This is a genomic window from Candidatus Pelagibacter sp. (assembly GCF_052049975.1).
Classification (GTDB): Bacteria; Pseudomonadota; Alphaproteobacteria; order Pelagibacterales; family Pelagibacteraceae; genus Pelagibacter.
The window spans coordinates 1-14211 of the sequence record NZ_JBNGYZ010000002.1; the positions used below are offsets into that span (position 1 = coordinate 1).

Here is a 14211-nt window from a genome sequence, read left to right on the forward strand (position 1 = left end):
ATAGGATATATACAGTAAGATTTAAAAAATCTAATATCTAATAGAATAATTTTTATTAAAATTATTAAATATAAATTTATTTCCTCTTTTTTTTCATAACATTTTAAAATCAATTTCAAATTAATAATTTTGATTATACTATAAAAAAAGGCCCACAATTAAAAATTGTGAGCCTTTAAAAACTAAGAAAGGGGAAAGAATTATAGTTTTTAAAACTGTTCTTCTTCAGTAGAGCCAGACATAGCTGTTGTAGAGCTTTGTCCACTACTGATTGTGTTTGATACAGCATCAAAATAAGATGTACCAACTTCTCTTTGATGTTTTACACTAGTATAACCATCTTTTTCTCTAGCAAATTCTTGTTGCTGTATTCTAGAATAAGCAGTCATACCTTCAGTCTTATATTTTTCTGCTAGTTCAAATATTGCAATATTTTGCGTATGAAATCCTGCAAGAGTAATAAATTGGAATTTGTATCCCATTTTACCAATTTCTTGTTGGAATGTAGCAATCTCTGCATCAGATAAATGTTTTTTCCAATTAAATGATGGAGAACAATTGTATGCTAATAATTTTCCAGGATATTTTGCATGAATTGCATCTGCAAACTTTTTAGCTTCCTCAAGATTAGGTGTTGCTGTTTCACACCAAATTAGATCTGCATAAGGCGCATAAGCTAGCCCTCTTGATATAGCTTGATCGATACCATGTTTTACATAATAAAAACCTTCTGGAGATCTTTCTCCTGTTAAGAAAGGTTTATCATTTTCATCATGATCATTTGTGATTAGTTTTGCAGCATTTGCATCTGTTCTTGCTAATATAATTAATGGTACATCAGCAATATCAGCAGCTAATCTTGCAGCTTTTAAGTTCTTAACCATTGTTCCTGTTGGAACCAACACTTTACCACCCATGTGACCACATTTCTTTTCACTAGCTAATTGATCCTCAAAGTGAACACCAGCAGCACCAGCTTTAATAAATTTTTTAGCAAGTTCGAACACATTTAATGGTCCACCAAATCCAGCTTCACCATCAGCAATTATTGGAAGCATGTAATCTACTTGGTTTTCTTTTTTCATGTCACCGTCTTGAATTTCCATGTGTTGAATTTGATCTGCTCTAATTAGAGCATTGTTCATAGACTCAACTAATTTTGGAGCACTATCATATGGATATAATGACTGGTCAGGATACATTTCTCCAGCACTGTTAGCATCTGCAGCTACCTGCCATCCACTTAAGTAAATAGCTTTTAACCCTGCTTTTGCATGTTGAACTGCATGATTTCCAGATAACGATCCTAGAGTATTAACATATGGCTCAGAATTTAATAAATTCCATAACTTTTGAGATTGGTGTTTACACATTGAGTATTCAATTTTGATTGAACCTCTTAATCTCTCAACCTCCTCAGGTGAATAATCTCTTTGTATACCGGCAAATCTTTTTAGATCATATGATACATTTTCTGCACTCATTAGGGCTATCCTATCTGTTAGTTGTTAAAAAAATTGTTTTTGAAAATTACTTTAAGGGGAGGTTACGATTACTTAGCTTCTTGGTCTTTGCTAGTAAGGTCGTTAATTCCACTTGAACCCCAATCGCAATGATCATCTCTCATGTAGATACCTTTGTTTTGGTGATGAGTATGCTCTTCAGCTTTAACGATTTGGTTCGAATTTTCGTTGTTATTTAATTTTGTGCTCATACTGAAGCTTTTAATTTACAAAATTTACAAATTAAAGATAAATCGACAAAAAGCCTTGTAAATAAACTAAATATTTTGTAAAATTAAATTTACAAAATTTACAAATAGTAAAAATGAGTCAATTTGATTTAAAAATAGGGCCAAAAATCAAGTCTTTTAGAAGACAAATGGGATTACAAGCTAACAAATTAGCTGAGGATTTAGATATTTCTCCTAGTTATTTAAATTTGATTGAAAGTGGAAAAAGAAAAATTGATGGGGATTTACTATTAAAAGTTTGTGAGATTCTAAATATCCAATTATCTGATCTTACATCTAAAGCAGATGTTAATTTACAAAACACAGTTTCAGAAATTTTAGATGATAGTTTGTTTGAAGATTTAGATATTTTAGGACCAGAAGTAAAAGATTTAGTAAGTACAAATCCAAAAATTGGAAAAGCAATAGTAAGACTTGGTGATATTTTAAAAAAGAAAGACCATGAACTAATAAATAAAATTGAAAAGATATCTGGAAAAATTGTAGATAATAGAAAAAACTCTTTTCCAGGTGAAGTTATTTCAGATTTTATTCAAGAAAATAAAAATTATTTTCCAAAACTAGAAGAATTTGCAAATAAAGTTTTTAATAAAGTACAAAAAAATAATAGAACTAGATATATTGCATTATGTGATTATTTAAAAAAAGAATATTCAATAACAGTTAAAGATATCATTCCAACAGAAGACAAGCCCTTTTCAAAAATTTATTTAAAAAATAAAAAAGAATTATTACTAAGTGATTATAGTTCATTAGAAACTAAAAAATTACATGCAGCAGCTCAAATAGCACAAGAGGGCGCTAGTAAAGAAATTGATGAATATTTATCTAAATTTAAATTTCCAAGTGAAGAATCTAAAAGATTAACAAAAGTAGCATTATTAAATTACTGCGGTGCCGCAATTTTAATGCCTTACAAATTGTTTCATGCAGAATGTAAAAAGTTAAAATATGATTTAGAGTTATTACAAAATACTTTTGCAACATCATTTGAACAAGTAGCGCATAGAGTAACTTGCCTGCAAGATCCAAAGTTACCAGGAATTCCATTTCATATGTTAAGAGTTGATATGGCAGGAAATATTTCTAAGAGATTTTCATTGTCAGGAATTGAAATTCCAAGATATGGTGGAGCTTGTCCAAGATGGAATGTTTATTCAGCTTTTACAAGACCAGGTGTTATTCAGGCAGCTGTAAGTAAAATGACTAATGGAGAAAAATATGTTTGTATTGCAAGAACAGTAGAAAAGGGTGTTGGAAGATTTGGTCAGGCAAGAAGTATTTTATCAATAGGATTAGGGTGTGATGCTAAATATGCAAAAGATTTTGTTTATACTGAAAATGCAAATGTAAATGATAAGTCAACAGAAATTCCAATAGGAGTATCTTGTAGAACTTGTGATAGATTAGATTGTTCGCAAAGAGCATTTCCACCTTTACATAAAAAATTTGATGTTGATATTAATACAAGAGGTGTATCAATATACGTAAACGATAATGATTAAATTTATAATTCCAGCTGTAATAGTTTTTCTTATTGTTTTGTTTTGGGAAAAGATAAATGAATTTATCTATAAAAAATTTAACATTAAAATTAATTATATTGTCATTACTATTTTCCTTATAATTATTGGCATTATTTCAACCTTGTTATATTACTAGGATAAATGCAAAAATTTATCCTGGTTATTTTAATATTATTTCATTCAAACTATCTTTTTGCATTTGATTTAAAAAGAGCAAAAGCTGAATTTCCAAAAAATGATTTTCAAAATAAAACTATTTTTTTAGACGAAATAATTTCAGGAGGACCACCAAGAGATGGAATACCTCCAATTGATAATCCTAAATTTAAAAAGATGGATATTAGTATGGGTTTAAATGAACCAGTAATTTATTTAGAGATAAATAATGAGGCAAAAATTTATCCAATTAGAGTTTTAACTTGGCATGAAATAGTAAATGATGAAGTTGGCAGGGTACCAGTTTCTGTCACATATTGTCCTTTATGTAACGCTTCAATAGTGTTTGATCGCAGGTTTGAAGATCAAATTTTAGATTTTGGTACATCTGGTAGATTAAGAAAATCAGACTTAATAATGTATGACAGACAAACTGAAACCTGGTGGCAACAATTCAACGGTGAAGGAATTGTAGGTGAATTAGCGGGTAAAAAATTAGAAAAAATACCAGCTTTAATTGTCTCTTTTGAGGAAGCTTTAAATATTATTAAAAATAAAGGATATGAGATTAAGATATTAAAAGGTAACGCAGCTAGAAGATATGGGGACAATCCATATGTAGGTTATGATAAATCGGGGTTTCCATTTCTTTATAGTGGTGGCTTACCTAAAGACATAAATCCAATGGATTATGTAATTGTTGTTGAAGATATTGCTTATTCATTATCACTAATTCAAAGAGAAAAGATTATTAAACAAAATGGGATTATTATTACTTGGTCAGAAGGTCTAAATTCAGCACTTGAAGAAGGTAAAATTAAAGAAGGCAGAGACTTAGGTTTTGTCAGAGTTCAAAAAGAGGTCGATGGAATATTACAAGATATTGTTTACGATTATACTTTCGCGTTTGTTTATCATGCTTTTCATGATGGAAAAAAAGTAATTCAAAATAGATAAGACCTTTTGTCTCTTTAAATAACAACATTTCTTACCATATATTTGCCATGCTAAACTTAAACTATGATATAATTGAAACAGATGGTGTTATTACCTTTAAGAATCAAAACACTACTTTAGGTTTTATTAGATATGACAATAGTGGTGAGGTTGAATATATATTTGTAAATCCTATTTTTAGAAAAAAAGGTTTAGCAAAAAAGTTACTTAAAATAACTAAGCAAAAACTGGGTAAAACTCTAATACCCCAAGAACCTATAAGTCCTCTTGGAAGAAAATTATTTCATTTAAATTAATTTATTTAAATTTTTTTTGAATGCCCTATAAGATCCAAGAATTAAGGAGTATTTATGAAATCATTATTAAAGATAGTATTATTATTTGTGACGTTTATTTCTATTCAAACCATTGCAAAAGCTGAACAAGCGTTAGTTGGTGTAGTTAATGGTATGGTTTGTATGGAATGTCAGAAAAAAGTTGAAGCTGCTTTAACTGAAAAAGCTGGAACCAAAGCAACTGTCGATGTTTCTTGGCCAGAAAATGTTGCTGTTGTAAGTTTTGAAGGTACAACTAACTTAACTGAAGTTGATTTTAAAAATGTTGTTGAGGGTGTCGGATTTTCAACAGGTAAAATTGTAAAAGTTGACGAACAAGTTAGAACAGCTGCAGACGGCGTTATTACACTTAAGAAGTTTTAATTGTTAAAGAATATTAAAACTGTAGATATCGTAAAATGGATTGCTACAGTTATTCAACTAATTGGATACGGTCTTACAGGTTTAGGTCTTTATCCAATTAATGTTGGGTTCTTTGTTGTAGGAATTTTTCTTTGGTTTGCTGTGGGAGTTATGTGGAAAGATAAAGCAATTATGGTTGTTCACATAGGCGCACTAGCATCAATTGTTAGCGGGTATTTATTTAGCAATTAATCCAATGAGAAAAATTTTCTGGTTCAGAAATGATTTAAGAGTAAATGATAATCAAGCTTTTCAAGAAGCTTGTTCTAATGGCGATGTTTTACCAATATTCATATTTGATAAAGATTATTATCTTTTAGATACTTCAAGCTCATTTCATTTAAAATTTATTAAAGATTCATTAGGAGAATTGAATAAAACTTTTAAAGAAAAGTTTAATAGTAAAATAAATATTTACTATGGAGAAACTTTAGAAATTTTAAAACACTTAACTGATAAATTTAAGATCAATGAAATTTATTCTAATATCATATTCAAAAATAAATACATAAATGATTTAGATAAAAAATGTTTAGAATTTTTTAATAGTAAAAATATTAACTGGAATTATATAAATCAATTTGGTGTTCAATTAAATCATCGGCAAAGATATCAATGGGCCAATAATTGGAATTCATTTATCAGTTCTAAAATTATTGAAAAAGAAATCAAATGTAATTTTTTATCAGATGATAATGGTATTGAATACTCATCAGTTAAAACGAATGAAATAAATACTGATTTTATTCAAAAAGGTGGAAGATCTAATGCTATAGATTTATTAACAACATTTCTTAATTCCAGATCAGAAAATTATCAAAAAGAAATGTCATCTCCAATTACAGGTGAAATTTCATGCTCAAGATTAAGCCCTCATATCACTTATGGAACATTATCATTAAGAGAAATTTATCAAAAAACATTTGAAAAATTAAAAGAGGATCTTTCTTACAAAGGCAAAAAATCTTTAGTAGCATTTAAAAGTAGACTTGCTTGGCACTGTCATTTTATACAAAAATTATATGATGAACCTGAATTAGAATATAAAAATCTTAATTCTGCTTATGACGGTTTAAGAGAAAATGATTTTAATGAAAATTTTTATAAAGCTTGGAAAGCTGGATATACAGGTTATCCATTTATTGATGCATGCATGAGATATCTTAATAAAACAGGCTGGATAAATTTTAGAATGAGAGCAATGCTAGTATCATTTGCTTCATATCAGTTATGGTTAGATTGGAAAAAAACGTCAAAACATATGGCAAAAGTATTTACCGATTATGAACCAGGCATTCATTATTCACAATTCCAAATGCAATCAGGAACAACTGGCATAAATTCAATAAGAATTTACAATCCCATTAAGCAATCAATTGATCAAGATCCAACAGGAGAATTTATTAAGAAATGGGTTCCAGAATTAAAAGAAGTACAAGGTAAACTAATTCATGAACCATGGAAGCTTACATATATAGATCAAAAAAGTATTAATCTAGAATTAGGAAAAGACTATCCAGTGCCAATTGTGGATAATAAAGTCAACACAAAAATTGCAAAAGATAAAATTTGGAATGTTAAAAAATCAAGAGATGCTAAAATTATTGCTGATCAAATATTAATTAAACATGCAAGTCTTTCAAGCAGGAGATAATGGAACAGATTAGTATTTACTTATCAGTTGGAATACTTGGGATAATGTTATTTTTTTCATTTGTTATTGCTCCTATAATTTTTAAATCTTTAGATGAGAAAAATGCCAGAGTTTTTATAAGAAATATCTTTCCATATTATTATTCAGTAAATTTAGGGTTATGTTTAATTGCTATCATTAATTATATTTATCTAGGATTAATTGATTTAGAATTTTATCTCATATCTATTATTGGAATACTTTTTGCCATTTCAAATTTTATCTTAATGCCTTTGATCAATAAATTTAGAGATACTAATCAAGATAATAAATTCAAGTATTCACATGCACTAAGCGTTATTATTAACTTAATCCAGATAGTGATTTTGATATTTCTATTAATTAGAAATTAATTTCTTTTAATTTTCTATTCAATCTTCTACAAGTTCTAATGATAAAAAAAGAATTTGGTTTTGGAACACAAATTAGAAAATCTCCATATTTTGATGCAACCGTTAGATGGGGAGCAAAAGATTTTTCAGTATATAATCACATGTATATCCCAAGGAATTTTGGCAGTCCTGAAGAAAACTTTTGGAACTTAATTAATGATGCAATTTTATGTGATGTGGCTGTTGAAAGACAAGTAGAAATAACAGGACCAGATGCGTATAAATTTATTCAATTACTCACGCCAAGAGATCTTACAAAATTATCTGTTGGGCAATGCAAATATGTTTTAATTACTAATCATGAAGGTGGAATTTTAAACGACCCTGTACTTTTAAGATTAGCAGAAAATCATTTTTGGTTATCTTTAGGAGATAGCGATATTTTATTATGGGCTCAAGGCGTTGCTATTAATTCAGGATTGGATGTTAAAATCTCTGAACCTGATGTTTCACCTTTACAACTTCAAGGACCAAACTCAGGCAAAATAATGCAAACGTTATTTGGTGATAGTATAAATGATTTAAAATATTATTGGTTAAGAGAATATGATTTAGATGGAATACCTTTGATTGTATCAAGAACTGGCTGGTCAAGTGAGCTAGGTTATGAAATTTATTTACGAGATGGCTCTAAAGGAGATGATTTATGGGAAAAAATTATGGGAGCTGGAAAAAATTATAATTTAAAACCAGGCCACACATCATCAATTAGAAGAATAGAAGGTGCAATGCTTTCTTATCATGCTGATGCAGATATTTATACTAACCCATTTGAGGTTGGATTAGATCGATTAGTAAGTTTTGATACGGACGTTAATTATATTGGAAAAGATGCTTTAAAAAAAATAAAACAAGACGGAATAAAAAGAAAACAAGCTGGGATTATAATTGAATGTGAACCTTTAAAAGGACCTAACACTACTTTTTGGAAAATATTAAAAGATAATAAACAGATTGGTAAAGTTACCTCAGCTGTTTATTCACCAAGATTAAAAAAGAACATTGCATTAGCTATGGTTAATATAGATTATTCAGAAATTGGTACAGAACTAGATGTAAAAATTGGAGATAAGAATTTTAAATCTACTATAGTTGAAAAACCTTTTTATGACCCCAAAAAGAAAATAGCTTTAAGCTAAGTAATTACTTTTTTTTATTTAATCCAAGTTTTGAACTGTGTCTAAATCTCATTACAACGATCGCAATAGCTATTAATAATATTGCTCCTGCTTCATACATTAATGATGAAGGATCCATTTCCTTTCCTTGAAGAATAATAAATCTAGATAGAGCTGTTATTGCAATTAATAAAGGTAAAGTAATACTTATTGATTGTTGTTCCCAGAAAACTCTCACCATTGCTAAAACTTCTAAATAAAGAAACATCAATAATAAATCTGCAAGAGTAATATCTCTTAATTGATACATACTTGAAATTTCAAGAAATACTGCAATTACAGTACTGATTAAAATAACAACTAATAATCCAAGTTGTAAATTTTTAATTAAATCTTTCATTTATCTTTTTTCTTTTGAGTAAACGGCAACCATTTTTCTGCTGCTGTTTTATCAGGACCATCATATTTAATCGTATATGAATTAGTGTTGTTTAAAACTTCAATTCCTTTTGAAAATACAAATATAAAGACAATTACAAAAACAATGATCATTATTTTAAATGGATCGTAATTTTTTGCCTTGAACACACTGGTTGATTGAGCTTCGGCACGATGAAACTGTTTGAACGTCATATAAACTGCAAAAATTAAACCTATGTGTGCAATAAATAATCCTGCCCATCCAAAAGCAAATGTTGTGTATGAAAAAATATAAAGGCTAAAAACTGTTGTCCAAATAAAACTTAAAACTAATAATATTTGTAATCTTACCGATCTTGGTAAAGATCTTAGATCATTTTTGCTATCATCAAATAAGATGTTAGCACTATCAACCATCCAGTTTTTTAATTTTTCCATAATATGATTCTAGTCATTAATTATTAAATTAATATTAAATAAATTAATTAAATATGTATAAATTACTTACATATGAGTAAAAAATTTAAAGCGATGGTGTTATCTTGTATGGATCCAAGATTCCAGCCATTAGTTTTTAATTATTTAAATAAAAAAGGTTTGAAAGGAAAATATAGTGCCTTCACTATTGCAGGTGCTGCAGTAGGGGTTACTCATAGCAAATTCAAAAAATGGCATGCAACTTTTATTGAAAATTTAGCAACATCTATTGAGCTTCATAAAATTGAAAAATTGATTGTGATTAATCATAGAGATTGTGGGGCTGCTAAAATTGCTAATGGCAAAAAAGAGTTTTCTTTAACAAATGAAAATCACATTCACAAAACTTCTTTTCAATCATTAAAAAAAATTTTAAAGAAAAAATTTCCAAAATTAAAAGTTGATTTTAATTTGATGGGCTTAGATAAAAAAGTTCAAAAGTTTAAATAACTATTGATTTCTTATCATTGGATAAACTTTAGGACTTAAATATTTTAGGTTTGTAAGAAGAATTAATAATAATGTTACTGATCCAATTGAAAAACCAAGATAAATCAAAACTTTAAAATCAAATTGCCAAACAAGTTCAAATATTTTTTCCATTATAAATTTTGAGCCTATGACTGCAAAGAATATAGCTATTAATATTACTGACTTAAATATAATTAAAAATTCAATTAATGATGAAAGTACAACTTCTTTTTTTGAAAAACCTAAAATCTTAAATACTAAGTTTTGATACTCTTTTACTTTTCCTTGTACCATGATTGCACTTGAGATCACTATAAGCCCAATTACAATTGTTACAGCAGAAATCAATGTTACAGCAATAAATACCTTATTTAATACTGCAGTTACTTTATTTAGGTAATCTGCAATTTTAATCATTGACAAGCTAGGCAAAACCTCAAGCATGTTTGTTTCATCAAATTTATTTACATCATTAAATTTGGCTGTTGCTAAATACTCATGCGGGATATTGTTTGCAAATTGAGGATTGAATAACATTGCAAAATTAATACTTAGATCTCTATAATCTACCGCTCTAAAATTAACTACTGTTCCATCAATTTCTCTTCCATAAATATTTAAAGTAAAGACATCTCCTAGTTTTACATTGAAATCTTTTGCAACTTTTGCATCTAAAGATATCTGAAGTTCATCTGGTTTTGATAAATCCCACCATTCACCAGCAGTTAAAGGATTATCTTCTGGAATATCATCTTTCCATGACGATCTTCTCTCACTTTCAATTACCCAATGGCTATCATTATCTGGAGTAATATAAGTACTTGGATTTATGCCATTTATTTTTGAAATTCCCGAGGAAACCATTGGTACAATTTCAATATTGGCAGTTGGATCCATATTTAAAATACCATTTTCAAATTTCTCTTTTTCGCCTTTTTGAATACCAACAAAGAAATAATCAGGTGCAATATCAGGAATAGATTTAGCTATTTCTCTTTTAAAGTTTGTTCCAACTAAAGCTAAAGTTAATAACAAAGTCACCCCTAATCCAAGAGACATGATTGTAATAGGTGTAATACTTTTTGAATGAGTAATATTTTTAATTGATACTTTTAATGAAATATTTGATTTTCCTTTAAGTTTTTTCAAAAAGAAAATGATTAATTTAGATAATAAAAAGAAAACTATTAGGCAGACAAAAAATGCTCCAAAATATCCTAGGCTATAAGAAGGTCTTTCTGAACCAATCGTAAAAATTAATACCAAGATAGATAATAATACAAAACTTAAAGCAACAGACTTTTTTGAATAATAAAATTGCAAATTTTGAAATACATTTCTAAACAGATTTGATGCTTTTACTTGATCAATTGAACTTATGGTTGGGATAGAAAATATAATTAGCACTAATAATCCAACTAAAAATATTTTTATAAAATTGATAATAGATAAAATAGGTTTTACATTTAATCCTAAACCTTCTGATAAATAATGATCAACAATGGGTACTATAAAAAAACTAAATCCATAAGCAAAAACAGTTATTACAAACAATAAAATAAGTAATTGAAGATAATATAAAGTTTTAATATTTGATGAGTAAAAACCAACTGCTTTTCTAACAGCAATGGACATGTTGTTTTGATTTATAAATGAAAGAAGAGTATTAGCTATTCCAATACCTGCAATTAGCATCGCACTTATTGAAACTAAAGATAAGAACTGAGAAAAATTATTAATAATTCTCTTTAATCCACTTGCAGAATTTTCTGGATAACGAAGTTTTACTTTTTCATCATCTTTAAAGATTGTCTCAATCCTTTTCTCAAGTTGATCGATATTATCTTCTTCATTAAATTTAACTTTATATTCATAGTTTAAAAAGCTTCCGATACCATTAAGTTTTAAAATTTCTAAAGTTTGCTTTCCTGCTAGTGCCCAATCACCAAATGCAACAAAGCCACTTACATCAGGAACTGATTTTACAATTCCAATAATTGTGAATAATTGATCTTGTACTTTTATTTTTTCATTAATTTTAAGATTTAAATTTTTTGATAAACTTTCATTAATTAAAATTGTATTTGGTTCATTTTGCATTCTTTCATAAGCACCAACAGGTTCATATAAAACTTCACCATATAAAGGATATTTTTCATCAACTGTTTTTATTCTCGTAAATAAAGATTTATTTTTTTCTCTATCAATTGTTGAGATCATTGTAGAAAACTCAATCATTTGAGAAATAGTTGCAAAATCTTTAACTTTATTAACTAATTCAAGATTTCCTTGATTACGATTATAATCAATTTCAATATCTCCACCTAATAAAGATTTAGCATTATCATTTAATTCTTTTTTTAAACTGTCTTCAATTGTAAAAATTGCACTTAGAATAAATAAACTAATAAAAAGTGTAACAATTATGCTAGAAATTTTTTTATAATTTCTGCTTAAATCTTTTAAAGCATATTTAAAAATTAGATTATATTCAGATGAATTATTTGATTTTTCCATCTTTAATTTTGATTTTTCTTTTTGCTTTATTAGCAAGTTTAGGGTCATGTGTTACCATGATTAAAGAAGAGCCTTCTTCCTTAACGTATTTGAATAAAATATCTGAAATCATTAATGAGTTTTCAGTATCTAAGTTACCCGTTGGTTCATCTGCTAAAATTAATTCTGGTTTCATTGCAATTGCTCTTGCAATCGCTACTCTTTGTTGTTCTCCACCAGATAATTGGCTAGGTAGATTGTTAAACCTATGACTTAAACCAAATCTATCTAATAATTTTTTTGCTTCTTTTTCAGGATTATTAAATTTATTTAACTCTAACGTTAAAGCTACATTTTCTACAGCTGTATAATTAGGGATTAAATAAAATGACTGAAAAATAATACCAATATGTTTTTTTCTAATTTCGGATACTTCATCTTCATCTAATTTAGTAATGTCTTGATCTTGAAAGAAAATTTTACCTGAGGTTGCTTTTTCAAGGCCACCAATAAGCATAATTAAACTTGTTTTTCCAGATCCACTTTCACCAACTATTGAAATTGTCTCTTTTTTCTTAGTTGTAAGATCAATATTTTTAAGCACATTAATGCTATCTTTACCTGTTTGGTATTTGAGATTTACTTTTTTTAATTTAAGAAGTGTGCTCATGAAAAAATTTTTTATTTATAATTTACTGATACTTTCTTTACTGACCTTTAAGGTATCTGCAATAGAAAAAGTTATTTTATTTGGCGATAGTTTAATGGCAGGATACGGTTTACCTAAAGAACACCATTTATCATTAGTTTTAGAAAATAATTTGAAACAACAAGGCTTTGAAGTTGAAATTATTAATGGCAGTGTATCTGGTAGCACATCTTCCGGAGGTTTGAATAGAGCAGAGTGGAGTTTATCAGAACCTGGAATTGATCTTATGATTTTAGGACTTGGTGCAAATGATATGCTTAGAGGTATTCAACCTAACGAAACTAAACAAAATCTTGATCAAATCATTAAAATCGCAAAAGATAAAAATATAAAAGTTATTTTAGTAGGAATGATTGCCCCAACAACTCACGGTGAAACTTACAAAAATAATTTTGATGCAATCTATCCAAATTTAGCAAAAAAATATAATTTACCTTTAATTCCATTTTTACTTGAGGGGATTGCTTTAAATCCAAAATTAAATCAACAAGATGGCATTCATCCTAATAAAGATGGTACAATGGTAATGAGTAAAACTTTGCAAAAAAGTATTATCAATAATATTAAATAATTATGAATGGGGCTTTATATAAAATAAAAGAAAGCAGAATTTTTCAATTTGTTGTAATTTCAATTATAATTTTAAATGCAATAACAATTGGAGTTAATACTTACGATTTAAGTGATTTAACAAAAAAATTAATAAACTATCTTGATTATTCAATTACTGTTTTCTTTGTTATAGAAATTGTTATTCGTTTTATTGGAGAGCCTAATAAAAAAGATTTTTTTAAAAGTGGATGGAATATATTTGATTCAACAATTGTAATTATATCTTTAATTCCAATTCCTAATAATTCTAGCTTTTTACTTTTAAGATTACTTAGAGTTTTTAGAGTTTTAAGGATTATTTCGGTTATACCAGAACTTAAAAAGATAATTGAGGCTTTACTTAACTCGGTAAAAAGAGTGTTTTATGTATCTCTTCTTCTATTCATCATTCTTTATATATATGCAACTATTGGATCAATTTTATTTAGCGAAGATATCCCAGAGCGTTGGAGTGATCTAGGGGTTTCAATGATTACTTTGTTTCAAGTTTTAACTCTATCAAGTTGGGAACAAGTAATGCTACCTTTACAAGATATATATTGGTGGGCTTGGATTTATTTCTTTAGCTTTATTATTATATGTGGAATTACAATGTTAAACTTGTTGATAGCTGTCTTAGTAGATGTTGTGATAAATCAAAAGAAACTATAGTTGCTAAGCGTAACTAATAAAAGCTACGCTTAACATCAAATAT

At 27.8% G+C, this 14211-nt stretch carries 17 protein-coding genes; 11 read left to right on the forward strand and 6 right to left on the reverse strand.

The window, feature by feature from the left end:
• Nucleotides 1-209: 209 nt before the first annotated feature.
• Together aceA and ACTT9U_RS03610 are read right to left on the reverse strand one after the other, a co-directional pair.
• Nucleotides 210-1484, reverse strand: a complete 1275-nt coding sequence (gene aceA, locus ACTT9U_RS03605) for an isocitrate lyase (RefSeq protein WP_440931828.1) — start codon at nt 1482-1484, stop codon at nt 210-212.
• Nucleotides 1485-1552: 68 nt separating this feature from the next.
• Nucleotides 1553-1714 (reverse strand): hypothetical protein, encoded by a 162-nt coding sequence (locus ACTT9U_RS03610; protein WP_440931829.1) that lies wholly within the window; start codon nt 1712-1714, stop codon nt 1553-1555.
• A gap of 113 nt (nt 1715-1827) precedes the next feature.
• On the opposite strand from ACTT9U_RS03610, the gene ACTT9U_RS03615 reads away from it, so the two are divergent.
• From ACTT9U_RS03615 to ACTT9U_RS03650, 8 genes are all read left to right on the forward strand, one after another.
• On the forward strand, nt 1828-3258 hold the full coding sequence (locus ACTT9U_RS03615; protein WP_440931830.1) for a helix-turn-helix domain-containing protein: 1431 nt from the start codon (nt 1828-1830) through the stop codon (nt 3256-3258).
• A gap of 162 nt (nt 3259-3420) precedes the next feature.
• Nucleotides 3421-4392, forward strand: coding sequence for a DUF3179 domain-containing protein (locus tag ACTT9U_RS03620; RefSeq protein WP_440931831.1), 972 nt, complete (start codon nt 3421-3423; stop codon nt 4390-4392).
• 47 nt (nt 4393-4439) lie between these two features.
• Nucleotides 4440-4688 carry a GNAT family N-acetyltransferase gene (locus tag ACTT9U_RS03625; RefSeq protein WP_440931832.1) on the forward strand — a complete coding sequence of 83 codons (249 nt, stop codon included), beginning with the start codon at nt 4440-4442 and terminating at the stop codon, nt 4686-4688.
• A gap of 54 nt (nt 4689-4742) precedes the next feature.
• Nucleotides 4743-5090, forward strand: coding sequence for a heavy-metal-associated domain-containing protein (locus ACTT9U_RS03630; protein WP_440931833.1), 348 nt, complete (start codon nt 4743-4745; stop codon nt 5088-5090).
• Nucleotides 5091-5321, forward strand: coding sequence for a DUF6552 family protein (locus tag ACTT9U_RS03635; RefSeq protein ID WP_440909338.1), 231 nt, complete (start codon nt 5091-5093; stop codon nt 5319-5321).
• A gap of 4 nt (nt 5322-5325) precedes the next feature.
• Nucleotides 5326-6783 carry a deoxyribodipyrimidine photo-lyase/cryptochrome family protein gene (locus ACTT9U_RS03640; protein ID WP_440931834.1) on the forward strand — a complete coding sequence of 486 codons (1458 nt, stop codon included), beginning with the start codon at nt 5326-5328 and terminating at the stop codon, nt 6781-6783.
• Nucleotides 6783-7175 (forward strand): DUF4149 domain-containing protein, encoded by a 393-nt coding sequence (locus tag ACTT9U_RS03645; RefSeq protein ID WP_440931835.1) that lies wholly within the window; start codon nt 6783-6785, stop codon nt 7173-7175. Before ACTT9U_RS03640 ends, ACTT9U_RS03645 begins: the two co-directional genes overlap by 1 nt.
• Before the next feature lie 38 nt (nt 7176-7213).
• Nucleotides 7214-8353: a glycine cleavage T C-terminal barrel domain-containing protein gene (locus tag ACTT9U_RS03650; protein ID WP_440931836.1), complete on the forward strand. Its 1140-nt coding sequence runs from the start codon at nt 7214-7216 to the stop codon at nt 8351-8353.
• Between the two features lie 4 nt (nt 8354-8357).
• Here the strand turns inward: ACTT9U_RS03650 and ACTT9U_RS03655 are convergent, their stop codons facing one another.
• Nucleotides 8358-8732: a phosphate-starvation-inducible protein PsiE gene (locus tag ACTT9U_RS03655; protein WP_440931837.1), complete on the reverse strand. Its 375-nt coding sequence runs from the start codon at nt 8730-8732 to the stop codon at nt 8358-8360.
• A complete protein-coding gene (locus tag ACTT9U_RS03660; RefSeq protein ID WP_440931838.1) occupies nt 8729-9190 on the reverse strand; it encodes a UbiA family prenyltransferase in 462 nt (153 codons plus the stop codon). The genes ACTT9U_RS03655 and ACTT9U_RS03660 overlap by 4 nt, the downstream gene beginning before the upstream one ends.
• Before the next feature lie 72 nt (nt 9191-9262).
• Between ACTT9U_RS03660 and ACTT9U_RS03665 the strand changes: the two genes are divergently transcribed.
• Nucleotides 9263-9679 carry a carbonic anhydrase gene (locus ACTT9U_RS03665; protein ID WP_440931839.1) on the forward strand — a complete coding sequence of 139 codons (417 nt, stop codon included), beginning with the start codon at nt 9263-9265 and terminating at the stop codon, nt 9677-9679.
• Here the strand turns inward: ACTT9U_RS03665 and ACTT9U_RS03670 are convergent, their stop codons facing one another.
• Nucleotides 9680-12217: an ABC transporter permease gene (locus ACTT9U_RS03670; RefSeq protein ID WP_440931840.1), complete on the reverse strand. Its 2538-nt coding sequence runs from the start codon at nt 12215-12217 to the stop codon at nt 9680-9682. It lies immediately after the preceding gene.
• The gene (locus ACTT9U_RS03675; protein ID WP_440931841.1) at nt 12201-12866 is read right to left on the reverse strand and encodes an ABC transporter ATP-binding protein; all 666 of its coding nucleotides are present in this window, start codon (nt 12864-12866) and stop codon (nt 12201-12203) included. The genes ACTT9U_RS03670 and ACTT9U_RS03675 overlap by 17 nt, the downstream gene beginning before the upstream one ends.
• On the opposite strand from ACTT9U_RS03675, the gene ACTT9U_RS03680 reads away from it, so the two are divergent.
• Nucleotides 12865-13476, forward strand: a complete 612-nt coding sequence (locus tag ACTT9U_RS03680) for an arylesterase (protein ID WP_440931842.1) — start codon at nt 12865-12867, stop codon at nt 13474-13476. The two genes, ACTT9U_RS03675 and ACTT9U_RS03680, sit on opposite strands and share 2 nt — an antisense overlap.
• 2 nt (nt 13477-13478) lie before the next feature.
• Complete coding sequence (locus ACTT9U_RS03685) at nt 13479-14168, forward strand: ion transporter (RefSeq protein ID WP_440931843.1); 690 nt, start codon at nt 13479-13481, stop codon at nt 14166-14168.
• Nucleotides 14169-14211: the final 43 nt, after the last annotated feature.